Genomic DNA, 21557 nt, shown 5'->3' on the forward strand with positions numbered 1-21557 from the left:
TCTGAAAGGTGGAAAACTTGTTAAGAGAACAAGTTTTCCACCTTTTTTTCCACCAAAAAAGTATGCTATAATAAATTGTATTTGCTTTTTTTCAAAAAATGTAAGTACTTGCTTAAAAAATAAAAACGTTACGTTTGAAATAGATTATTAAAAAGGAGGAACCGACTTTGTCATTGTTGCATCTTGCAATCATTCTGCCATTTATCGTGGCACTTATTATCCCGCTTATTTATAAGTGGACGAAAAAAATTCATACTGGTTGGCTTGTTCTACCGGTTCCAATCGTGCTCTTCATTTACTTTTTAACTTTTATTCCGGAAACAATGCAGGGAGCTACAACAGAAACCTTTGCTTGGATTCCTGAATACGGAATTAACTTCACTGTCGTTGTAGACGGTCTTAGCTTATTGTTCGCCCTTTTAATTACGGGAATCGGTTCGCTTGTTGTGTTCTACTCTATTTATTATTTAGGAAAAAACAAGGAACGCTTAAACAATTTTTACGCCTTTCTGATGATTTTTATGACAGCGATGCTTGGCGTTGTACTTAGTGATAACCTCATCGTTCTTTATCTATTTTGGGAATTGACGTCCATTAGTTCTTTCCTTCTCATCGGCTACTGGTATCACCGCGAGCGTTCTCGTTATGGCGCTAGAAAATCAATGATGATTACTGTTTTTGGCGGTTTAATGATGCTCGGCGGATTCCTAATGCTGCACATCATGACGGATAGCTTTTCCATTCGGGAAATCCTCGCAGCTAGTGAAGCTATCTCACAAAACGCCCTTTTCATTCCCGCAATGATTTTAATTTTACTTGGCGCGTTCACAAAATCCGCTCAAGTACCTTTTCATATTTGGCTTCCTGACGCGATGGAAGCTCCCACACCTGTCAGCGCTTATCTTCACTCCGCTACAATGGTTAAAGCAGGTATTTACATCGTAGCACGCTTTACACCGCTTTTTGCCGTTTCATCAGTTTGGTTTTGGACGGTCACCATTGTCGGCAGCATTACACTCCTTTGGGGCTCGATTAATGCGACGAAGAAAAATGACTTGAAAGCCATTTTAGCTTACTCCACCATCAGTCAACTTGGTTTAATCATGACACTGCTCGGAGTCGGGGCCGCCAGCTTACATTTTGATAATTTAAGCGATGATATTTACGTTCTTGCCGTTGTCGCTGCCGTCTTCCACCTTTTCAACCATGCAACATTCAAAGGAAGCCTGTTTATGATGACGGGGATTATCGACCACGAAACCGGCACACGTGACATCAGACGCCTCGGCGGACTTATGCGCATCATGCCTATCACCGCAACAATCGCGTTCATCGGAACATTCGCGATGGCCGGATTACCACCTTTTAACGGCTTTTTGAGTAAAGAAATGTTTTTAGAGAGCCTTGTTAACCTCACGCACCTTAATCTTTGGAATGCGGATACTTGGGGAATATTTATTCTAATTAGCGCGTGGATCGCTAGCGTGTTTACGTTTACGTATAGCATGATTATTTTCTTTAAGACTTTCACTGGCAAACAAAAGCCGTACTTATTGCCAAAGAAACCACATGAGGCACCTTTTGGCTTATTGCTACCTCCATCGATTTTAGCATCACTTGTACTTTTGATTGGGCTATTTCCCAATTTGATTGCCGCACCAATTTTAGAACCAGCTGTGAAATCCATTGTGCCATCGCTTGCGACAAATGATGATTTCCACATTCACATCGGCCTTTGGCACGGCATTACACCGGCCTTACTTATGACTATAGGCATCATCATTGTTGGAACACTAGTTTATAAGACGCATCGTTACTGGAAGCCATTTATTACAACACGAGTACCTAAAATGCTCCGAATTGGCAAAAGCTATGATAGAGGCATGTCTTACCTTGAACAAGGTTCCTACCGCATGACGATGACCATCATGACAGGGTGGCTGCGCACCTATTTGAACTACATGTTATTTGCTTTTATTGTTCTTGTCCTTGGGTCACTCATTCTAACAGGCTCGCTAAATTTTAACTTTGATAACTTAACGGCTATCACACTTGTGGACTATGTTTTAGCCGCGGTAATTCTTGTGACCTTAGTAGGTACGGTCTTCTCGAAATCGCGCATTACGTCCATCATCTTGCTTGGTGCGATGGGCTACACGATTAGTATTTTCTTTGTAATCGCTCGAGCTCCAGACCTTGCGCTAACGCAGCTCGTGATTGAAACGATTTCTGTTGTACTCTATTTACTCGTCTTCTATCATTTGCCACAGTTTAGTAATATTGAAGAAAAGCCGCGATTCTTTTCGGTTAAAACGTTTTTAAGTATTGGGGTCGGCATCACGATTACACTCGTCGCATTATCTGCCTACGATACAACGTTTTATGATTCTATTTCGCAGTACTATATCGATAACACATATAAAGAAGCTGCCGGAAAGAACATTGTAAACGTGATTCTTGTTGACTTCCGTGGTTTTGATACATTGTTCGAAACGACTGTTCTTGCTATTGCATCTATTGGGATTTTCCAAATGATTAAACTACGACTTACGAAACGGAGGGATAAAAATGAAAACCAATGACGTACTGCTCCGCAATGTTACAAAAGTGGTGGCATTCATCATCTTTTTATTTTCACTGCACCTCTTTTTCGCGGGGCACTATAATCCCGGCGGCGGCTTTGTTGCTGGACTTACGAGCGCTGGCGCCATCACGCTTACCCTCCTTGCTTACGATATTAAAACGGTGAAAAGCATGCTCAATATGAATACGATAATCATTACAGCTATTGGTCTTATTTTCGTCGTAGGTACTGGGCTGCTGGGTGTTTTCAGCGGAAAGCCGTTTTTGACGCATTTATATGGGCATGTCGACTTGCCCGTTCTAGGCGATACGTCCCTTCATACTGCGACACTATTTGACTTAGGCGTCTATCTTGTCGTTGTCGGCGTAACGCTGACGATTATTCAAACGATTGGGGAGAGTGACTAAATGGAATTATTAATGTCTATCCTCATCGGCTTAATGTTTGCCGCTGCTGTCTATTTAATTTTATCAAAAAGTTTATTGCGGATTATTATTGGAACGGCGATTTTAAGTCACGGCGTCAATTTGCTCGTTTTAACGATGGGCGGAATTAAACGTGGTGATGTGCCCATTTTAGGCTTGAAAGTCACCGCCTCTTATAATGATCCACTGCCACAAGCGCTCATTTTAACCGCCATTGTTATTAGCTTTGGTGTCACCGCTTTTTTCCTAGTTTTAGCTTACCGAGCTTATCAAGAATTAGACAGCGAGAGCGTATCCAAAACGAGAGGACATGAAGCCGATGATGAATAATATTATTTTACTGCCCATCTTTATCCCGCTAGTCGGCGCTATTATTTTAATGTTAGTGCCAAAAAAAGTCATCGTTCAGCGCACGATTGCTCTGATTATGAGTTTACTACTTGTTGCTTCAGACCTTTTCTTACTCTTTTATGTAAAAAATAACGGTATCACAACGCTCAATATTGGCAATTGGCGTGCGCCCTTTGGGATTACAATCGTAGCCGATATGTTGGCCGCTCTTCTAGTCGTAACAACAAGTTTAGTGTTAACTTGCGTTATCATTTATTCGTTTTACACTATTGGCAAAGCCCGCGAAAAGTTCCTTTACTACCCGTCAGTTCTGTTTCTCATCGTCGGTGTAAATGGCTCCTTTTTAACAGGTGATATTTTCAACTTATTCGTGTTTTTTGAAGTGATGCTCATGGCGTCTTACGTCCTGCTCGTCATTGGGGGCACGCAAATCCAACTGAAAGCGACCATTAAATACTTGCTCATCAATGTGGTCGGCTCTGCTTTTTTCGTCGTTTCAATCGGCATTTTATATTCAATGATTGGTACGCTAAACATGGCGGATATTTCTCAAAAAATCAATGCCCTTAACGGTGCAAATACAGGCATGATAAGCGTTTCCGCCGTTATGTTTCTGTTCGTTTTTGGGTTGAAAGCTGGACTCTTTCCGCTTTACTTCTGGCTACCGGGCTCCTATTTCGCGCCACCAATGCCAGTCCTCGCCCTCTTTGGCGCACTTTTAACAAAAGTTGGCGTTTATGCAATTATTCGGACGTATAGCTTATTTTTCGCAAAAGAAACCACATTCGCGATGCCACTCCTCGGGGTTTTGGCGCTCTTAACTATTATTCTAGGCGTAATTGGGGTTATTAGTTATTACGATATGAAAACTATCGTTATCTATAACATTTTAATTGCGATTGGCGCGATTTTGTTCAGTGTTTCCATCATGACTCGCGAATCCATGACCGGTGCCGTTTACTACCTGATTCACGATATGATCATTAAATCGGCGCTTTTCCTCATAATCGGGGTTATTATGGCGATTACTGGCACGTCTACGGTGAAAAAATTCAGCGGTTTAATGACCGTAAAGCCGACACTTGGCTGGTCGTTTTTCATCGCGATTTTAGCGATTGCCGGGATTCCACCACTGAGCGGATTTTTTGGAAAACTATTGATGGTAGAAGGCGCCTTTAGTACTGGCGAAATTTTCGGGGGTATCGTCATCCTGCTATCGAGCTTATTCGTTTTAATGTCACTCATCAAAGTGTTCACTCGCGGATTTTGGGGTGAGAAAAGCGGCAAATTCAATCTCGCTATTCCCTATAAAAAAATGATGTTTCCGGTCGTTATTTTACTCGCTTGTTCCGTTTTATACGGCGTCTTTTCAAACGCGCTTTATCCGTTTATAAGCGATGCAGTTGATCCAATTATCGATCCGAATATTTATATTAATGCTGTGATAAAGGAGTGATGACACATGGCGTTTCAATTGATTATTAACGTTATTTTAGCTTGCTTTTGGATGTTCCTTGAGTCATCCTTCACGTTCGGTACATTTATTATCGGCTTTGTGATAGGGATTGTGCTACTGTTCTTCATGCGTCGTTTTCTTGGCTCAACGTTTTACTTGTTCCGTCTTTTTGCGCTCATTAAGTTGCTATACAATTTTTTGCGCGATTTAATTGCATCGACCATTCATGTGAGCCGCATTATTTTAAAAAAGGATATGAACATTCGTCCAGGGATTTTTAGATATGATACTTTGTTAGAAACTGACTGGGAAGTAACCATGCTTGCGCTTATGATTACGCTCACGCCTGGAACGCTCTCCATTGATATTTCTGACGATTATAAATCAATTTATGTTCATTCGCTACATGTTCCAAATATCGAAGAAGAAATTGCCACCATTCGAAAATCATATGAGGGTGCCATTATGGAGGTGTTTCACGGATGATTTTAAAGATTGCCCTATCCATCGCACTTTTACTTTATTCCATTTCCACTTTCCTGTACTTGTACCGTATTTTAAAAGGTCCTACTACGTCAGATAAAGTCGTGGCACTCGATTCTATCGGCATGAATTTAGTCGCCACTGTCGCACTTCTATCAATGTTTTATGACACAAATGCCTATTTAGACGTCATTCTTTTAATTGCGCTTCTTGCGTTTATCGGAACGGTTTCCTTCTCCAAATTTATTGAGAAAGGCAAGGTGATTGATCGTGAACGTGATAATTGAAATCATTATTTCTATTATGGTTCTCCTCGGCGGTTTATTAAGTATTTTAGCCGCTATTGGTGTCATTCGCCTGCCAGACGTCTATACGCGCACACATGCGGCTGGTATTAGTAATACATTCGGTGTTAGCATTCTCTTATTCGCAACTGTTGGGTTCTTTTTCCATTCCGGCGAAGGTTTCAATGCCCGCGTTTTGCTCGCCGTTTTCTTTATTTATTTAACGACGCCTGTCGCTTCCCATCTTATCAACCGTGCTGCCTATGACACAGGCGTGCCGCTTGCAATTCGGATTCGCGACCAATTGCGTTCAGTCAAGAAAGATGAAATTAAAGCAAGGAAAAATTTAATTATTCGTCAGGAGCAAATTGAAAAAGCACGTCAGGAGAAAGAGGAACTCGAGGACCGCCTAGACTACGAGCTTCGCGAGGAACAAATTGATGCCCGCGAACGCAATGAGGACTTAGAGCGCGAGCATGACGAGCAGACCATCGAGGAAGAGGCGGATGATTCGGAAAATCAAATCATCGAACAAGAAGATAGCCATACTGAAAAGAAACAAGACGATTAAATTAAAAAACCCGATTCCACGTGAGGATTTCGGGTTTTTGTTTACTCAATTCGTTTTTTCTTGACGGCAATTGTTACGCGGCTCACGCAAATGATTTGGTCTTCGCTTTCAATTTGAACTTGCCAAACTTGGGTGGTGCGACCGATATGTATAGGTTCTGCTATAGCGTAGATGTCGCCACTCTGAACGCTCCTCAGATGACTGGCGTTGATGTCTAGCCCGAAGGCGATTTCGTCTTCTGCGACTGATAGCGAGGCGCCAATGCTTGCTGCGTGTTCTGCGAGCGCCACCGAAACGCCACCGTGCAGAAAGCCAAAGGGTTGTTTCACTTTATCCGTAACTGGCAATTTTAGTTTAACGTAACCTTTTTCAGCGGACACAACTTCAATTCCGATATTTTCTCCAAAATCCATATTTTCACCGTCCTTTTTCTTTTATTATAAAGCTTTTCGGGAATTTGGCAAAAATTGGGTTTTCATTATTTTGATTGTGGTAAAATAAGAACAAAGAAGAAAGACTGGGGAGATTGCTATGACCATTTTTGAAAATGTACCTTTGGTAGCCTCGATTGTTGCCATTTTGTTTGCTCAATTTGTTAAAGTTCCGATTCGTTTGATGATTTCAGGAAGGTTTGAATGGGGACTAATGTTTTCAACTGGTGGCATGCCTAGCTCCCACTCTGCTGCTGTGACTGCTCTCATGACCACGCTTGCGATTGAACATGGCTTAGGTTCGCCATTTTTCGCGATTGCTGTAGTATTTGGCATCATCGTCATGTTTGACGCGACCGGCGTTAGACGCCAAGCAGGGGAACAAGCTGCGGTTTTAAATAAACTTGTGAGTGATTTCCAAGAATTTGTGGAACATGCGAAAGGTTTAACGGCTTCTGAACAAGCTGAAAAACAAAAACATTTAAAGGAACTTTTGGGGCATAAACCGATGGAAGTTTTCTTCGGCGCCATCACCGGTATAATAATTGGCTTTTTAATCGCCTTTTTGATGGGAAGTTTGTAAAGATTCACCAATCTGTCACAGCATTTCTATTTTCATCATGCTAAAATGAAGATAATGCTGGAACAGAGGAAGTGATATTTTTGATTACCGTGGTAAAATTCTTAGACACCCGAACCGAAGAACTCGTTAATTACTGGTTGAGCACCTATTATGTTCGCTCAGAAGAATATGCGATTCGCAGACACGCCATAGGTTTTTTAGATGCCGAGCGCCGCGAAGCTATCCTTCTTTTTAAAGAAACACTGCACTGTTTTGGAAAAAACGAGAGTATTCCTTACCTTAATGAAATTGTTGAAGACCGCCGTGATATGCAAACACCATTTCATGACGCTTATATAAATTTAGAAACTTTTTTTACAGCAATGACCGAGTTCTTAATGATTCATTACGAAAAGAAAACATTAATGTGCTCACAAGAAGCGCTTTTCGAGGTGATTTTAGAAATCCGTAGAATAGAAGCGTCAGCTTGCTTGACATTGGTGAATGGGTATCATTCAGTGTGAGGCGTCGAAAAGATATGAAGAATCGTCCTTCAAAAGTTAGATTTATTGTCTAACTTTTGGAGGACGATTTGCTTATATCATAATAAATCTTGCTAACGAGTTTATGATGATGCGCCAATCTACTTCTGCTGTAATGGCGTTTACTAGAAAATTATGTTGACGCATGCCACCCTTTCACTGTATCACATTTTATGACCTTGCAAACTTATATTATCTGTTGCACCAAAAATCAAATTTTTCAATTATTATGAGCAAACAAAAACAAGCACAAATCCCGTAACCTCTCCATTCTCAAAATGGAAGTATCACGAGATTCATGCTTGCTATTTTGATAGATAACTGCTATTTATAAAACTTAAACTTACCTTTATTCACCATCACGCTAGGTCCGCCGATTTGGAGCAGTGCCCGGTCATCGATAACCTTTTTCATCACAGATGCGGGGTAGCCTTTTAAGTTTTTGCCGAACACAATTCCGATGGCGTCGTTATCGCCGATAGAACAAACTGTTCCTTTTTCGTGATACTCGAAATCAACAAGATCCGTGTCGCCAGTTGCAAGTTTCGCTAAATTTATAGCCGCGATATCGGCTTGTTGCATCGCGATTTGTGCAGTTGGTGGGTACGGACGATCATTGGCTGGGTTAATGATTAGTGAGCAATCGCCTACGATAAGAATTTCTTCATTGCCTGGCACAGTTAAGTTGTTATTCACTTTCACACGGCCGCGGCCTTGTTCAAATCCAGAAGCTTCAATTACACTGTTGCCACGAACGCCGGCTGCCCAAATAATTGTGCCCGCTTTAATTTCTTTCACTTCATTTTCACTTGCAGCATATTTCACGCCTTCTGCGGTCGCTTCTTTTACTGGTTTCCCAACTAAGAATTCTACGCCGCGGTCTTCCAAAACGCCCACGCCATAATCTACTAATTTCGCATCAAATTGTGGCAATACTTTAGGCGATGCTTCCAAGCAGAAAATGCGTACTTTTTCGCGCGGTACGTCATACATTTTCACAAGTTCAGGAATACGATTAGTTAGTTCCCCTAAGAACTCAATGCCCGTAAATCCTGCACCACCAACGATAATCGTTAGCAGTTCGTCTTTTTGCTCCGTTTTCCACTTCGCAAATTGTGATTCAATGTGGGCGCGAATTTTCTTAACAGATTCCACACTCGTAATCGTTAACGCATATTCTTTCAATCCAGCAATACCGAAAGTTTCAGCTTCCGAACCTAAACCAATTAACAGATAATCATAGGAAACCTCACCATTATTCGTTAAAGACACCGTTTTCTCTTCTTTATTGATTTTTACAACCGTATCTTGAATAAAAGTGGTTTTGCTTGGATCAATGACTTTGTCTAAGGGATACACGAGTTTTTCAGGTTCAAGTGTCCCTGCCGCTGCCTCATGCAACCAAGTCGTTTCGTGGTGATAGTCATTCTTGTTTACAAGTACAAGTTCAGCATCTGCATTTGAGTTTTGCAATTTCTTTAACGTTTTTAATCCACCGTAACCAGCACCTAGAATGACGATTTTCGGTTTATTCATCTGTAATCACATCTACTTTCCCTTTATATTTTTTTCACAAACTAAATTAAATCGCGAATATTCTCCGTGTTTCTTATGTAGATTGCGCTAAAAATCTACCTTAAGTGAAATGTTCCACTTATAGTTTCTATGATAGACGTTTTAGGCAAGTATTTCAAGAATTGATGCTTAGAAAAATTGGTACATTTAAGGCTTTCTAAGTGGTACAGTCATTTTTCACACCTTGAAATGCAACTGCTAATTATTTAGACCGTTTTGTTCATATTTTAACAAAAATTGGTATGGTGTACTGGAAATTTCCCCCATATAGTCCTCCTACCCAACATTGTGAAATTCGAAACATATGGTTTTAAGCAAAAGTTGCATCGCTTTTAATTTTTTTATGCTAGAATGGATATATTATTTGATTGAAAGGGGAGTTTATTTTGGATGATAAAACCAAAATTTATGATATAACCATTATCGGCGGCGGCCCCGTTGGACTTTTCGCAGCTTTTTATGCCGGCATGCGCAAAGCCAATGTGAAAATCATCGAAAGTTTACCCCAACTAGGTGGCCAATTAACCGCGCTTTATCCTGAAAAATATATTTATGATATTCCCGGATTTAAAGCTGTGCGTGCCCAAGAACTTATCAATAATTTAACTGAGCAAATGCAACCGTTCAATCCTAGTATTTGTCTTGAAGAAGCCGTTTTGCAAGTGGAAAAACAAGCGGACGGCACATTTGAAATTACTACGACGAAAGATGTTCATTATAGCAAGACCATCATTATTACAGCCGGAAACGGTGCGTTTGAACCGCGTAAACTTCAATTAAAAGAGGCGGAGCAATTTGAGGGTGCGAATTTGCACTATTTTATCAACGACTTAAATCGCTTTAAAGGGCGACGTGTTGCTGTTTGTGGCGGCGGTGATTCAGCAGTCGACTGGGCATTAATGCTTGAACCTATCGCGAAATCAGTTACGATTATTCATAGACGTGGAGCGTTTCGCGCGCATGAGCATAGTGTCGCAAACCTTGAAAAGTCTTCCGTAACAGTTTTAACCCCATTCATTCCAACTGCGCTACACGGGACAGAAGCGGGCATCGAACGAATTGTTTTAGACGAAGTAAAAGGTTCTAGAACAGAAACGCTCGAAATTGATGATTTTATCGTTAATTACGGCTTCGTGAGCCAACTTGGTCCTATTAAAGACTGGGGTCTAACTATCGAAAGAAACTCCATTGTCGTGAATTCAAAAATGGAAACATCGATTCCCGGCATCTATAGCGCAGGCGATATTTGTACGTATGACGGCAAAGTTAAACTCATCGCCACTGGATTTGGCGAAGCGCCGACAGCCGTCAATAATGCCATTAATTTCATCGACCCGACAGCACGCGTTCAACCGATGCACTCCACATCCATGTTCGCTTAAACCAAAAAGGAACCTAGCTCTTCAGCTAAGTTCCTTTTACTCGTAAAAACCCTATCATAGTGTCTTTCTTTTCATCATCTTTTTATTTATTGATGCTTAATTAAGCGTCTATCTTTATCATTGTAAATCTGTTCCTGAATGTTCCGCATTCTTACCTTAAGCTCTGCCAACTCACGTTCCATCGTGGCACTTTCTTCTTTTTTCTCTCTGAGTTTTGCGCGTATCCTCCTTAACAAATTTATCACCTCATATATTCTTTTTTCTCTATGATTAAATGGTATCATAAAACGAGGCTTCAAAACGTAAAATACCCTAGAAACCCTATTTTTAGTCCTAAATAACAAATGTAAGCATAATTTTCACATTTTGTGTAGACTGTTCAGAATTTTCAGCCTCAGTTTTATTTTGCTCCGTCAGGGGAAAAAGACAACTACCAAAACTAAAAGGAGGCCAATTTATGAATGTTTTAGTTATTGGAGCAAACGGTCAAATTGGAAAGCAAATTGTGCGCGAGTTGGCACTGGAAAAAGGTTTCTTTGTGCGCGCCATGATTCGTAAAGCAAGCCAAATGGACGAATTAGAAAAACTAGGTGGCAAGCCCATTATTGCTGATTTAGAAAAAGATTTTAGCTACGCTTACGATGAAATCGACGCCGTCATTTTTGCCGCCGGTTCTGGCGGGCATACAGGTCCCGAAAAAACCATTAGCGTTGACCAAGATGGCGCCATCAAAGCCATTCAATTTGCCGAAGAAAAAAATATTAAGCGTTTCATTCTAATCAGCTCCATTTTAGCTGGCGAACCTGAAAAAGGTCCCGCATCGCTCGCAAATTACTTAACCGCAAAAGGTCATGCCGACAATGCGCTGTTAGCAAGTCAGTTAGACTTCACCATTTTGCGTCCCGTCACTTTAACAAACGACTCGCCTACGGGGCTTGTGGACGATGCTAGCGAATTTGGCCAAGCTACTATCACCCGCGCTGATGTCGCACAATTTGCGTGCGCTATTTTGTCTGAGGCGACCACATACAGGAAAATTTATACTTTCCAAAATGGTCAAACTCCTATCTCCAATTATATTCACTAAAAAAGCCGAGGATTTCCTCGGCTTTTGATTTATTTAAATTGGATTTTCTTCAAGAAATGCATAAATGTTACGTAATAGTTCAGCGGCATCATTTCCGCGCACCACTTCGCCGTCCACAAGCGCAAAAAGACTTGTCGCACATAAATCGCAGTAGGTGAGGCAGTCATATTCCACGACGTCCAAATTTGGATCTTCATTCAAACGCTCATAGACTTCCTGTGCCCCGCTCGCTAAATTATTGACGCAAAATTCCACAATCGGATTCACGTTTTTTTACTTCCTTTCTTTACAACGGAAGCCTTTCACACTTCGTCTTTCTACATCGTCGGAACATAGCCTCGATCAGTCATCACTTTATAAATATCCTTAAGTCTTGGGTTTCCTTCTGCAATAATTTCATCGTCCACCACAATGACGGGGTACATATAATCTTCATCGACAAATTTCCTCGCTAAGTCCCTTACATTAGAGTCAACTTGCTCTGGGTCAAAAATATCGACATATTCAACTTCAAACGGTTGATCTTGAAACTTTCTCGAAACAGCTGCACGTAGCCATTCTTCCGTTTCTTTTGAAGAAGGTGCACCCACACAGCTCGCGCAAATAACAGAAGAACCATACACATAAAGTTTCGCTTGATTTTCCATCGCAACTCACCTCACACACATTGTACTAAAAAAAACTAGCAAAATCGACTTTTCTGTTTCAAATGAATAAATGTGAATTTCACTGATTAGATATTCATTGACAGTGTTTAAGCAGTATATTATAATAATTAAAACAATTCTGTCACTTTAACGCTTGTTGGTGATAAAGCGGCAAATGAATACTGGTTGTTTCCGTGAAAAAATCACGGTTTATATAACAACACTCCCTTTTTGGCTGGTTAAATAACCAGTCTTACGCGGCTTTACCTACCGCGTTTTGCCCGTTCCTTTCTGAGCCTTAGGAGCGGGCATGTTTTATGTCAAGTGCTTCCATCTCTCCTTCACTCCTGTTATAATAATGAATATCACTTGAAAAGGAGTTTTGTTTGCGTATGGAAGAAATTAGTTTTGATGCAGTTGACAAAGCTTTACAAAAGTTCCGTCCGTATTTACTCCGAGATGGTGGCGATTATGAACTTATTGATGTGACGCCAGATGGCATAGTTAAAATTAAACTTCTTGGCGCTTGCGTAACCTGTCCCAGTTCGGATATGACTCTAAAAATGGGCATTGAACTCACACTTTCAGAGAAAATTTTTGGCTTTAAAGAAGTCGTTCAAGTTTTTTAAGGAAAATGTTAAATGAAACGTAACCGCGCCATAATCTGACTGATGACAATGCGGATTGTCGCGTTTTAGTACGAGGAGGAATTTTACATGGTAGAAAAACAAAGTGTTTTAGAACAAAAAGCGCGTACAATGCTGACTGAACGCGGCGTAACAATTGATGACATCGCCGATTTAGTTTTATTTCTACAAAAAAAATATCATCCGAAGTTAGAACGATCGGTTTGTATTGAAAATGTCGAACAAGTTTTAAGTAAACGCGAAGTGCAAAATGCCATTTTAACAGGCATTCAATTGGATATTTTAGCCGAAAAAGGCGAATTAATGCAGCCGCTACAAAATATTATTAGTAACGATGAAGGTTTGTATGGTGTTGATGAAATTTTGGCGTTGTCCATTGTTAACGTCTATGGCTCCATCGGTTTTACCAATTATGGCTATATTGATAAAGTAAAACCTGGCATTTTAGGAAGGCTGAATGAACATAATGGTCAAGACGTTCACACCTTTTTAGACGACATTGTGGGAGCTATTGCAGCTGCGGCCGCGAGTAGACTTGCCCATAGTTATCACGATGATATTGTGCAGTGAAATGAAACAAAGCCTAGCAGCTCGAGATTGCTAGGCTTTTACTATTTTAATCTGATATTATTAGCGCTTCATATGGTCTTAGTTGAAGCGTGCCTTTTAGTGCTCGGCCTTCCTGTTCGTAGTTAGCAAGCAATACTTGTCCGCCTTTGTCTAACCATGTTAATTCGCGCAAGTCGATGGTCGCTGACTGCTCATAAAAGTTAGCAACGACTAATAAATGGCCCTTTGCTGTATTCCGCGTATAGGCAAAAATTTGGTTATCGTGAAGGAATAGCGGTTGATAATCTCCTTCTGCAAGAATCTGTTGTGTTTTACGAAGCTTAATGAGTTGCTGATAATATTTAAACACTGACTTTGCCGCTGCCTGATCCGCCGCAGCATTCACTGTTGTTGCGTTTTTGCCGGCGCCAATCCAAGGTGTACCTGCAGTAAAACCATTTGCCTCACTCGTATCCCACGTCATTGGTGTGCGACCATTATCCCGCGACTTATCCGCTAAAATGGCCAATGTTTCTAGTTCGCTATTTCCAGCCATTTTGAGCCTCTCATAGGCATTCAGTGATTCCACATCACGATACTCATCGATTGAACGGAAAGCAGGATTACCAGTAGCAAATTCTTCCCCTTGGTAAATATAGGGCGTCCCTTGCATACCATGCAACACTGTGGCTAGCATTGTTGCACTTTCATAGCGATATTCTTCATCGTTACCAAACCTCGTTACTGCGCGTGGCTGATCATGATTATTCCAAAACAATGCGTTCCAGCCTCCGCCTTGATACATGCCAGTCTGCCAGTCTGCAAATAATTGTTTCAATTCAATAAAATTAAATGGTGCTTTAGTCCACTTTGCTTTATCTTTATAATCAACTTTTAAATGATGAAAATTAAACACCATATCTAGTTCTTCATTCTCTGGATTCGTATAAGCGACACAACTTGGCAAACTTGTTGAGGACATTTCTCCAGTTGTTAGTGCATCTGGAAAGTCGGTTAAGACTTCTTGATACATTTCGTGTAAAAATTCATGAATTCTCGGACCATCTGTATAAAACTTGCGGCCATCATCAGTCGCCGATAATAGGCTATCATCTAAGAAGCGCTGATCTTTCGATAGTAAATTGACCACATCTAGACGAAATCCGTCAATTCCCTTTTTAAGCCACCAACGCATCATCTGATAAATTTCTGCGCGCAACTTCGGATTTTCCCAATTCAAGTCAGCCTGCGTCACATCAAATAAATGTAAGTAATAATTTTCAGTTCCCTCGTTGTATTCCCATGCGCTACCACCAAATTTTGACTGCCAATTATTCGCTTGCTCGCGCCATATATAATAATCATAATAGGGATTCTCGCGTCCCGTTTTTGCCTGTATAAACCACTCATGTTCCGTTGAAGTATGATTAACAACTAAGTCCATAATGATTTTTATTCCTTTTTGATGCGCTTTAGCAAGTAATTCATCAAAGTCAGCCATCGTGCCATATTGGGGGTCAATATTATAATAATCAGCAATATCATAGCCATTATCGCGCTGCGGCGATACATATATCGGCGTCAACCAAACATAATCAACGCCTAGTTCCTCTAAATAATCTAAACGTGCAATAATTCCTTGAATATCCCCTATGCCATCACCATTACTATCCTGAAAACTTTTCGGATATATTTGATAAACAACAGATTGTTTAAAATTTGTACTCATTTCTTAGCCTCTCTTCAATCAAATGCCTTTTGGTATTTTATCTGTTCTACATACCGAAATCTGTATCCTCTGGCGTTATTATTTCTTGTCCGCCAGCTTTTTTCACTGCCATTTTATGGAATACAAAAGTTAGCGTCATCGGCACCGCAATCGCTACAACCATTGCAATGGCGAACGGTAACCAATCTTGCGGTTGAATGGATAGAATTCCTGGCAATCCGCCGACACCGATAGCATTAGCCATTACACCGCTGACAGTGGATACAACGGCGGCACAAGCAGATCCAATAATCGCAGCATAAAACGGATAACGGAATTTCAAGTTGACTCCGTACATGGCTGGTTCAGTTACGCCAAGCCAAGCTGAGATAGTTGAAGATGTTGTGACTGATCTCGTTTTCGAATCTTTGTATAAGAAGTAGCATGCAAAAGCGGCAGCACCTTGCGCAATATTGCTTAAAGCAATCATCGGCCAAATCATTGTTCCACCAAGATTAGCAATCAACTGTAAATCAACTGCAATAAAGGTATGATGTAATCCCGTAATCACAAGCGGCGCATATGCTAGACCAAAGATAATCGCTCCAATGAAGCTGAACGACCCTGTCAACAACCATTCAAAGAAGAAGGCAATGCCGTTCCCTACTTCTCGTGAGATTGGTCCAATAATCGTATAGGATAATACTAACGTAACTAATAAAACTGTAATTGGAATAATGACCATTTTTAAAGCATCGTGGATATATTTGTTTAAAAACGTTTCCATTTTGGCAAGGACAAGACCGCCAATTAAAGCTGGTAGCACTTGTGCTTGGTAGCCCACTTTTTGAATCTCAAACCAGCCGAAATCCCAAACGGGTACTTCACCTGCTGCATTAGCTGCTGCATAGTCGTAAGCATTCAGCAATTGCGGGGATACTAACATAATTCCGAGCGTAATTCCAAGTACTGGTGTTCCACCGAATTTTTTCACAGTAGACCAACAAATCGCGACCGGGAGGAAATGGAAAATTGCTTCCCCGGGAACCCACAAGAATGCATTCAGCGAATCCACCCATGGATACATTTGTGCTAACGTTAAACCGCCATCAAATTTGATTTCACCAATGATATTGCGCAATCCTAAAATTAAACCGCCTGCTAATAAGATTGGAATAATTGGTACAAAAATTTCTGCCAGGTTAGCAATTAGGCGTTGCACGATATTTTGATGTTGTAAAGCGTCTTGTTTTACTTCTTCCTTACTTACTTTTTCAACACCGCTAACTTCCGCAAAATCTTTATAAAAGTCAGCAACTGCATTTCCGATAATGACTTGAAACTGTCCTGCACTCGTAAAAGTTCCCTTCACGTCGTCAAGCGTCTCAATTTTTGCTACATCAGCCTTGCTTTCATCTTTTAAAACAAATCGAAGTCGTGTCACACAATGCGTTAATGACACAATATTCTCTTTTCCGCCAACATAATCAAGCAACAGCTCAGCTTGTTCCGTATATTTCCCCATACTTTACCCTCCTAAATTGAAAGCCTTTACATAATACTATAACTTGTTCGAACATGATTGTCAACATGTTTAAACAAGTTTGTGTGGAAAATAATTTTAGGCATAAATAAAATAAGCATATATTCAGTAAAAGCCCGTTTATAATAGGGAATGATTACTGAATGTATGCTTTTAACGCCGGGCAATGTCGGTAAAAACAAAGCGGTCCGGGCGATGTCTTGACTGAGTATATTCAAATAATACGCCGTTTTGTAAGTAAACAAAGTTATGGACAACCGCAACTAGATCAAAATCAAGCATATCAAGATGTTCATAATCATCAGCTGTTGCCCGTTCAATCACAATATTTTTTTTGGCAATACCAATTTCAATCGCCAACTCTTTTTCTATAAATGTATAAATCGATTTTTGAGCAATTTCTGGGGTTAATCCCGGTATGAGCTCCCGCGCAAAATAATTCACATCAAGAATAATCCGTTCATTTTGGAGCGAACGTACTCGCTTAATATGCGTTAATACAGTATTAGGTGCAAAGCCGCTCTTGTTTGCCAACTGCTCATCAGCAATCATATGTTCAAACAAGGCTACATCAGTTTGGAAGTTTTCCTTCGTGCGCACCATAACTTCTTGAAAGCTTTCAAGACCGTTAATGGCAAACTCAAAAGAACGATTTTCCAGCACAAAAACACCCTTGCCTTTCTTGCTCACGACTAAACCATCACTAATTAACGAATCGATTGCTCGGCGAATCGTATTTCGACTTACACCATACTTTTCAGTCAATTGGCTTTCAGAAGGCAGCTGTTGCTGATATTCATTATTTATAATTTTAGTTTTTAAGTCCTCATAGATTTGATAATATTTGTTCATGTTGCAAAGCACCACCTAAACTGTATTTTATCATACATCGCGAATTGTTGAAATCAAATTTAGTTGGCAGATTTCCGTATTTCCACCTGCCGAACGGAGTTTTTGTTCATCGCTAAAATGGTAAATTGCCAGCCAGATTCTTCTACGACATCGCCGCTATCCAAATTGAAATTTTGTAAAAACAGCCAGCCGGATAACGTGTGCACGCCTTGCCCGACAAGTTCGATTCCTAAAACTTCCTCTACGCTAACAAGCGGTTCCGAGCCTTCCACAACAAAATGGTTTTTTGCAAGTCGGCGAATCCCTTTCGGATTTTTCGCTTCCTCCATATCGCCGACAATAATTTCCATCACGTCTTCAAGTGTCACAATGCCCGAAGTCCCGCCGTACTCATCTGTCAAAACAGCGAAATCCGCCGCACGCTCCTGCATTTTCACAAGCAATTCTTCGAGCATAATACCTTCAAACATTTCAAGCGCTTCTGTTATAAAGGGGCGAATTGATTTTCCTAGGATATTCTGGTCTTCTCCAAGCCCTGCCATGACACCGCTCACTTGAAGGATACCGACAATTTTATCTTTGTTGTTTTCTTCGGTGACTGGAAAAATGTGATACGTATGTTGGGCGGTCAATTTTAGTAAGTCAAGAACTGTAGCCGTTTCGTCAATCGTAGCGACTTTCAGGCGGGGGATCATAATTTCATTTGCGGGGACGTCCGCAAGTTTGAAAATATTTTTCATATATTTGAATTCTTGCTGATTTAAAAGTCCTTGGCGGTAGCTATCTTCGAAAATAATCTTTAACTCAGTTGGCGTCATTTGCTCACTATTCGCTTGATTTTTAGCCCCAAAAGGTTTTGTAATGAGGTTGGCGGAGCGATTTAGTAGCCAGTTTAGCGGGAAAGTTAACTTATACCAATATACGAGCGGACGCGCGATAAGGAGCGCCACTTTTTCTGTGCTTTGAATGGTCAGCGTTTTCGGTGCTAGTTCACCTAGAACGACATTGAAAAATGTGATGAGAATGAACGAGACAAAAATGGAGATGGGGCCTTCGAGCGAACTCGACAGCGGCAACCATTCAAATACTGGCGCAAGGAATTTTTGCATAGTCTCTTCGCCAATCCAGCCCATTGCAAGTGCTGCTAGTGTATTGCCAAGCTGGCAAGCCGCCAAATAATCGTTCATATTTTGCGTCACGCGTGCAACGTATTTTGCGCGCTTATTGCCACTTTCGATAAGACTTATAACGGTTGGCCTGCGAATCGCGACAATGGCAAACTCAGATGCTACGAAAAATGCCGTTGCTACAATTAGAAATACAACAAAAAGGTCATTCAAAATATCCACGCTCACCCCTCCTTTTTCCCAAGTAAAAAAGCGTCACAAAAACGCTCTTAAAATTGCCACTCTGCTAAACTAGAAAGCGCATAAGTAGGCTGAATTTCCTTTTGTGCCAGCGCTTCTTTGGAAGTAAAACCTGTGTGGACAATAAGCGTGTCCATCTCCGCATGAATCCCCGCTAAAATGTCCGTTTCATAATTATCGCCAACCATAATCGCGGCGTCCTTCGTTACGCCAAGCCGCGCGAGCGCTTGATTCATAATAATTCGCTCGGGCTTTCCGATGATTGTGGGCGCCGTTTCACTCGCAACCGATACCATCGCCGTAATCGAGCCGTTTCCAGGGAAAAGTCCACGTTCAGTCGGAATTGCCGCATCGGCATTCGTCGAAATAAACCGCGCCCCGCCGCGAATCGCAAGCACTGCCGTCGCCACTTTTTCGTACGTCAAGCTCGTGTCCATGCCCACAACGACAAACGCCGGGTTCTCCGTCTGCACCTCAAATCCCGCATCAAACAATGCCGTTTCAAGCCCTTTTTCTCCTATGAAGAAAACGCTTCGTTCATCGGTTTGTTGCGTCATAAATGCGGCTGTCGCCTGCGCCGAAGTAAAAACATCCTCTGGTGTGGCTGGAATTCCCATTTCATTCAAGCGTTCGCTCACCTGTTCAGGCGTTTTCGTTGAATTATTCGTCACAAATAAATGTGGAATATTTTTTTCATTCAACGTTTTAACGAACGGAATCGCATCTGGAATCACCGCTCCGCCGCGATACATCGTTCCATCTAAATCAATTAAATACGCATCGTATGGTTTCAAACTAAAAACGCCTTTCTATTTCTTAACTTTTTTCAAAACAAAGTATGCACAGCCAAAATTACAGTATTCGTATAAATATTCTTTTAGCGTGCTAATTTTATTGTCGTAAGTAGATTTGCGATTGTTATCTTCAAAAAAACCTTTTAGACGCAGTTGGTCGTAACCATAGTCACCAACGATATAATCATAGCGAAGTAAAATATCGCTAAAGCGTTCCATTAGTTTTTCTTCATCGAAACATTCACGGTAATTCGTTAGCAGTTCATATTCTTGTTTTTCTATTGTAATCATTCTTTTTCCTCCCCGTACAGTTTTTTTAGCTGCCATGTTAAAATATCACGGAGTAATTCCGGTGTATATACTTCTTTTTTCTTTACTTGTTTAATAATCGGGAAAAATGGTGCGTAAACGAACGTATCATGGGTCACAATTCGGTAGTTCCGACTAGGGTCAATGGGTTTTCCGTCCCAGAGTGGCGCGCTAGAAGTGGGGTCAAAGCCCATGCGTTTCATTAAAACGGCACCGAAAATTTCGCCGCGAAAGCCAAATCCTTTTAAGGGGAATTCTCTAAGCTCGTCTTGTTTACGGACGATTTCCTGAATTAAAACTTCAAGCTCTTGCCCTGAAAGCGTCACCGCAATTAAATTCAGCGGATGCGGCAACAGTTGGTGGATGTCAAACGCGGTTACGTCACCTTTTTCAAGGTCCGACATATAAATTCCGGCATTCGTTAAAAAGGTATCCGCCCCGCTAAAAGCGCAAGCTGCCTCGTAGAATACCTCTGCGATTTTTGACTCTCCAAACCAATTATGCTCTAACTTTTCAGGGAGTGCAACCACTTTTTTAGAAAGCATATTTTTTCCTTTTTCAAAAAAGGCGGCAATTTGCGCCTCCTCATCATTTGGCGCGGGGAGCGTCTCCGTTTTGTATACTGTAGCTGTTTTCCCTAAAACCGCGTTTTCATCACTGAAGGTCACGGTCACTTCGCCAACATATTCGCCCCATCTGCCGCACGCGGCAAGTAGCGTCGAGCCAATTGTTTTCCCGTTTTCAAGAAGATGATGCGTATGGCTTCCTAAAATCACGTCAATTTCGGGAATTTCCACTGCGATTTGTTCATCGGACGGCAACCCAAGGTGCGAAAGCAAAATGATGAAGTCAGTATCTGCATCAAGCGCCGCAATTTGTTCGCGGATACACTGGATTGGTTCTCTAATGCCCCAGCCAAGCGATTCATAATACTCGCTAAACGCCGCCGTCACACCAATAACCGCCATTTTAATCCCGTTAACTTCCTTATAAATAAAAGGCAACGCCCAGTCCACCCGCTTTGTTCTTGCCACGTCGCTATATACATTCGCACATACGACCGGAAAATTAGCATTATCATAAAGCGTTGAAAGCTGTTCATGGGACAATGTTGTACCTTCATTATTTCCAATTGTCACCGCATCATACGCTAATTCATTTAGCAATTCCACATTCGCTTTTCCCGCACTGCCTTCTGTTAACGGATGAACGCGGTCCAAAAAATCACCAATGTCAAACAAAAGGCTGTCGCTCGCATTTTCTTCCTTTTTTTCAGCCAAAAAGGTTTTGATTCGCGGCCAATTTTCCAAGTGACTATGGATATCGTTCGTATGCCAAATTTGGAGTTTTTTCATAGCATCATCCCCTTTTTCTCCCTCTATTGTAGCTTAAAATCCTGTTTTTGACA

General features: G+C 41.2%; 25 protein-coding genes. 13 read left to right on the forward strand and 12 right to left on the reverse strand.

Features of this window, described 5'->3' with window-relative positions:
* Positions 1-167 precede the first annotated feature (167 nt).
* From CFS60_RS05995 to mnhG, 7 genes are read left to right on the forward strand one after another with little or no spacing between them, the layout of a single operon-like run.
* A complete protein-coding gene (locus CFS60_RS05995) occupies positions 168-2582 on the forward strand; it encodes a Na+/H+ antiporter subunit A (protein ID WP_088809824.1) in 2415 nt (804 codons plus the stop codon).
* The gene (locus CFS60_RS06000; RefSeq protein ID WP_088809823.1) at positions 2569-2991 is read left to right on the forward strand and encodes a Na(+)/H(+) antiporter subunit B; all 423 of its coding nucleotides are present in this window, start codon (positions 2569-2571) and stop codon (positions 2989-2991) included. The genes CFS60_RS05995 and CFS60_RS06000 overlap by 14 nt, the downstream gene beginning before the upstream one ends.
* Entirely contained in the window at positions 2992-3339 is a 348-nt protein-coding gene (locus CFS60_RS06005) for a Na(+)/H(+) antiporter subunit C (RefSeq protein ID WP_088809822.1), read from the forward strand.
* Positions 3332-4816 (forward strand): Na+/H+ antiporter subunit D, encoded by a 1485-nt coding sequence (locus CFS60_RS06010; protein ID WP_088809847.1) that lies wholly within the window; start codon positions 3332-3334, stop codon positions 4814-4816. The genes CFS60_RS06005 and CFS60_RS06010 overlap by 8 nt, the downstream gene beginning before the upstream one ends.
* 6 nt (positions 4817-4822) lie before the next feature.
* Positions 4823-5302, forward strand: coding sequence for a Na+/H+ antiporter subunit E (locus tag CFS60_RS06015; RefSeq protein ID WP_088809821.1), 480 nt, complete (start codon positions 4823-4825; stop codon positions 5300-5302).
* The gene (locus CFS60_RS06020) at positions 5299-5586 is read left to right on the forward strand and encodes a Na(+)/H(+) antiporter subunit F1 (protein ID WP_088815737.1); all 288 of its coding nucleotides are present in this window, start codon (positions 5299-5301) and stop codon (positions 5584-5586) included. Before CFS60_RS06015 ends, CFS60_RS06020 begins: the two co-directional genes overlap by 4 nt.
* Positions 5570-6154, forward strand: a complete 585-nt coding sequence (mnhG, locus tag CFS60_RS06025; protein ID WP_088809819.1) for a monovalent cation/H(+) antiporter subunit G — start codon at positions 5570-5572, stop codon at positions 6152-6154. Before CFS60_RS06020 ends, mnhG begins: the two co-directional genes overlap by 17 nt.
* A 41-nt stretch (positions 6155-6195) precedes the next feature.
* Here the strand turns inward: mnhG and menI are convergent, their stop codons facing one another.
* A complete protein-coding gene (gene menI, locus CFS60_RS06030; RefSeq protein WP_088809818.1) occupies positions 6196-6567 on the reverse strand; it encodes a 1,4-dihydroxy-2-naphthoyl-CoA hydrolase MenI in 372 nt (123 codons plus the stop codon).
* Positions 6568-6685: 118 nt separating this feature from the next.
* Here menI and CFS60_RS06035 point away from each other — a divergent pair, with 118 nt between their 5' ends.
* Together CFS60_RS06035 and CFS60_RS06040 are read left to right on the forward strand one after the other, a co-directional pair.
* On the forward strand, positions 6686-7168 hold the full coding sequence (locus tag CFS60_RS06035; RefSeq protein WP_088809817.1) for a divergent PAP2 family protein: 483 nt from the start codon (positions 6686-6688) through the stop codon (positions 7166-7168).
* Between the two features lie 89 nt (positions 7169-7257).
* Entirely contained in the window at positions 7258-7671 is a 414-nt protein-coding gene (locus CFS60_RS06040; RefSeq protein WP_240310352.1) for a hypothetical protein, read from the forward strand.
* 342 nt (positions 7672-8013) lie between these two features.
* Here CFS60_RS06040 and CFS60_RS06045 read toward each other — a convergent pair whose 3' ends face one another.
* Positions 8014-9225: an NAD(P)/FAD-dependent oxidoreductase gene (locus CFS60_RS06045; RefSeq protein WP_088809815.1), complete on the reverse strand. Its 1212-nt coding sequence runs from the start codon at positions 9223-9225 to the stop codon at positions 8014-8016.
* A gap of 425 nt (positions 9226-9650) precedes the next feature.
* Between CFS60_RS06045 and CFS60_RS06050 the strand changes: the two genes are divergently transcribed.
* Positions 9651-10646 carry an NAD(P)/FAD-dependent oxidoreductase gene (locus CFS60_RS06050; RefSeq protein WP_088809814.1) on the forward strand — a complete coding sequence of 332 codons (996 nt, stop codon included), beginning with the start codon at positions 9651-9653 and terminating at the stop codon, positions 10644-10646.
* 86 nt (positions 10647-10732) lie between these two features.
* Here the strand turns inward: CFS60_RS06050 and CFS60_RS06055 are convergent, their stop codons facing one another.
* A complete protein-coding gene (locus CFS60_RS06055; RefSeq protein ID WP_088809813.1) occupies positions 10733-10930 on the reverse strand; it encodes a hypothetical protein in 198 nt (65 codons plus the stop codon).
* Positions 10931-11103: 173 nt separating this feature from the next.
* Between CFS60_RS06055 and CFS60_RS06060 the strand changes: the two genes are divergently transcribed.
* Positions 11104-11733, forward strand: a complete 630-nt coding sequence (locus tag CFS60_RS06060; protein ID WP_088809812.1) for an SDR family oxidoreductase — start codon at positions 11104-11106, stop codon at positions 11731-11733.
* 33 nt (positions 11734-11766) lie between these two features.
* Here the strand turns inward: CFS60_RS06060 and CFS60_RS06065 are convergent, their stop codons facing one another.
* Together CFS60_RS06065 and CFS60_RS06070 are read right to left on the reverse strand one after the other, a co-directional pair.
* Positions 11767-12000 (reverse strand): YuzB family protein, encoded by a 234-nt coding sequence (locus tag CFS60_RS06065; protein WP_088809811.1) that lies wholly within the window; start codon positions 11998-12000, stop codon positions 11767-11769.
* A gap of 50 nt (positions 12001-12050) precedes the next feature.
* Positions 12051-12380: a YuzD family protein gene (locus tag CFS60_RS06070; RefSeq protein WP_088809810.1), complete on the reverse strand. Its 330-nt coding sequence runs from the start codon at positions 12378-12380 to the stop codon at positions 12051-12053.
* A 392-nt stretch (positions 12381-12772) separates the two neighbouring features.
* Between CFS60_RS06070 and CFS60_RS06075 the strand changes: the two genes are divergently transcribed.
* Both CFS60_RS06075 and CFS60_RS06080 read left to right on the forward strand, forming a co-directional pair.
* A complete protein-coding gene (locus CFS60_RS06075; protein ID WP_088809809.1) occupies positions 12773-13009 on the forward strand; it encodes a NifU family protein in 237 nt (78 codons plus the stop codon).
* A gap of 87 nt (positions 13010-13096) precedes the next feature.
* Entirely contained in the window at positions 13097-13597 is a 501-nt protein-coding gene (locus CFS60_RS06080; protein WP_088809808.1) for a phosphatidylglycerophosphatase A, read from the forward strand.
* Between the two features lie 46 nt (positions 13598-13643).
* On the opposite strand, the gene treC is transcribed toward CFS60_RS06080, so the two are convergent.
* From treC to CFS60_RS06115, 7 genes are all read right to left on the reverse strand, one after another.
* Positions 13644-15305 (reverse strand): alpha,alpha-phosphotrehalase, encoded by a 1662-nt coding sequence (gene treC / locus CFS60_RS06085; RefSeq protein ID WP_088815745.1) that lies wholly within the window; start codon positions 15303-15305, stop codon positions 13644-13646.
* A 46-nt stretch (positions 15306-15351) separates the two neighbouring features.
* Positions 15352-16809 (reverse strand): PTS system trehalose-specific EIIBC component, encoded by a 1458-nt coding sequence (gene treP, locus CFS60_RS06090; protein ID WP_088815746.1) that lies wholly within the window; start codon positions 16807-16809, stop codon positions 15352-15354.
* 171 nt (positions 16810-16980) lie between these two features.
* Complete coding sequence (gene treR / locus CFS60_RS06095) at positions 16981-17679, reverse strand: trehalose operon repressor (protein WP_088809805.1); 699 nt, start codon at positions 17677-17679, stop codon at positions 16981-16983.
* A 59-nt stretch (positions 17680-17738) separates the two neighbouring features.
* Complete coding sequence (locus tag CFS60_RS06100; protein ID WP_088838986.1) at positions 17739-19028, reverse strand: hemolysin family protein; 1290 nt, start codon at positions 19026-19028, stop codon at positions 17739-17741.
* A 47-nt stretch (positions 19029-19075) separates the two neighbouring features.
* On the reverse strand, positions 19076-19840 hold the full coding sequence (locus CFS60_RS06105; RefSeq protein ID WP_088815748.1) for a TIGR01457 family HAD-type hydrolase: 765 nt from the start codon (positions 19838-19840) through the stop codon (positions 19076-19078).
* Between the two features lie 15 nt (positions 19841-19855).
* Positions 19856-20167 carry a YutD family protein gene (locus CFS60_RS06110; RefSeq protein WP_369821464.1) on the reverse strand — a complete coding sequence of 104 codons (312 nt, stop codon included), beginning with the start codon at positions 20165-20167 and terminating at the stop codon, positions 19856-19858.
* Positions 20128-21504 (reverse strand): bifunctional UDP-sugar hydrolase/5'-nucleotidase, encoded by a 1377-nt coding sequence (locus tag CFS60_RS06115; RefSeq protein WP_088815749.1) that lies wholly within the window; start codon positions 21502-21504, stop codon positions 20128-20130. Before CFS60_RS06115 ends, CFS60_RS06110 begins: the two co-directional genes overlap by 40 nt.
* Positions 21505-21557: the final 53 nt, after the last annotated feature.

Source organism: Listeria sp. ILCC792, assembly GCF_900186135.1.
GTDB classification, from domain to species: Bacteria; Bacillota; Bacilli; order Lactobacillales; family Listeriaceae; genus Listeria; species Listeria goaensis.

Excerpts from the sequence above, each read along its gene's own strand:
- CFS60_RS06000 (WP_088809823.1), top strand. The coding sequence starts at position 2,569 with ATGAAAACCAATGACGTACTGCTCCGCAATGTTACAAAAGTGGTGGCA.
- CFS60_RS06005 (WP_088809822.1), top strand. The coding sequence starts at position 2,992 with ATGGAATTATTAATGTCTATCCTCATCGGCTTAATGTTTGCCGCTGCT.
- CFS60_RS06010 (WP_088809847.1), top strand. The coding sequence starts at position 3,332 with ATGAATAATATTATTTTACTGCCCATCTTTATCCCGCTAGTCGGCGCT.
- CFS60_RS06015 (WP_088809821.1), top strand. The coding sequence starts at position 4,823 with ATGGCGTTTCAATTGATTATTAACGTTATTTTAGCTTGCTTTTGGATG.
- CFS60_RS06020 (WP_088815737.1), top strand. The coding sequence starts at position 5,299 with ATGATTTTAAAGATTGCCCTATCCATCGCACTTTTACTTTATTCCATT.
- menI (WP_088809818.1), bottom strand. The coding sequence starts at position 6,567 with ATGGATTTTGGAGAAAATATCGGAATTGAAGTTGTGTCCGCTGAAAAA.
- CFS60_RS06035 (WP_088809817.1), top strand. The coding sequence starts at position 6,686 with ATGACCATTTTTGAAAATGTACCTTTGGTAGCCTCGATTGTTGCCATT.
- CFS60_RS06045 (WP_088809815.1), bottom strand. The coding sequence starts at position 9,225 with ATGAATAAACCGAAAATCGTCATTCTAGGTGCTGGTTACGGTGGATTA.
- CFS60_RS06055 (WP_088809813.1), bottom strand. The coding sequence starts at position 10,930 with ATGATACCATTTAATCATAGAGAAAAAAGAATATATGAGGTGATAAAT.
- CFS60_RS06060 (WP_088809812.1), top strand. The coding sequence starts at position 11,104 with ATGAATGTTTTAGTTATTGGAGCAAACGGTCAAATTGGAAAGCAAATT.
- CFS60_RS06070 (WP_088809810.1), bottom strand. The coding sequence starts at position 12,380 with ATGGAAAATCAAGCGAAACTTTATGTGTATGGTTCTTCTGTTATTTGC.
- CFS60_RS06075 (WP_088809809.1), top strand. The coding sequence starts at position 12,773 with ATGGAAGAAATTAGTTTTGATGCAGTTGACAAAGCTTTACAAAAGTTC.
- CFS60_RS06080 (WP_088809808.1), top strand. The coding sequence starts at position 13,097 with ATGGTAGAAAAACAAAGTGTTTTAGAACAAAAAGCGCGTACAATGCTG.
- treC (WP_088815745.1), bottom strand. The coding sequence starts at position 15,305 with ATGAGTACAAATTTTAAACAATCTGTTGTTTATCAAATATATCCGAAA.
- treP (WP_088815746.1), bottom strand. The coding sequence starts at position 16,809 with ATGGGGAAATATACGGAACAAGCTGAGCTGTTGCTTGATTATGTTGGC.
- treR (WP_088809805.1), bottom strand. The coding sequence starts at position 17,679 with ATGAACAAATATTATCAAATCTATGAGGACTTAAAAACTAAAATTATA.
- CFS60_RS06110 (WP_369821464.1), bottom strand. The coding sequence starts at position 20,167 with ATGGCAGCTAAAAAAACTGTACGGGGAGGAAAAAGAATGATTACAATA.
- CFS60_RS06115 (WP_088815749.1), bottom strand. The coding sequence starts at position 21,504 with ATGAAAAAACTCCAAATTTGGCATACGAACGATATCCATAGTCACTTG.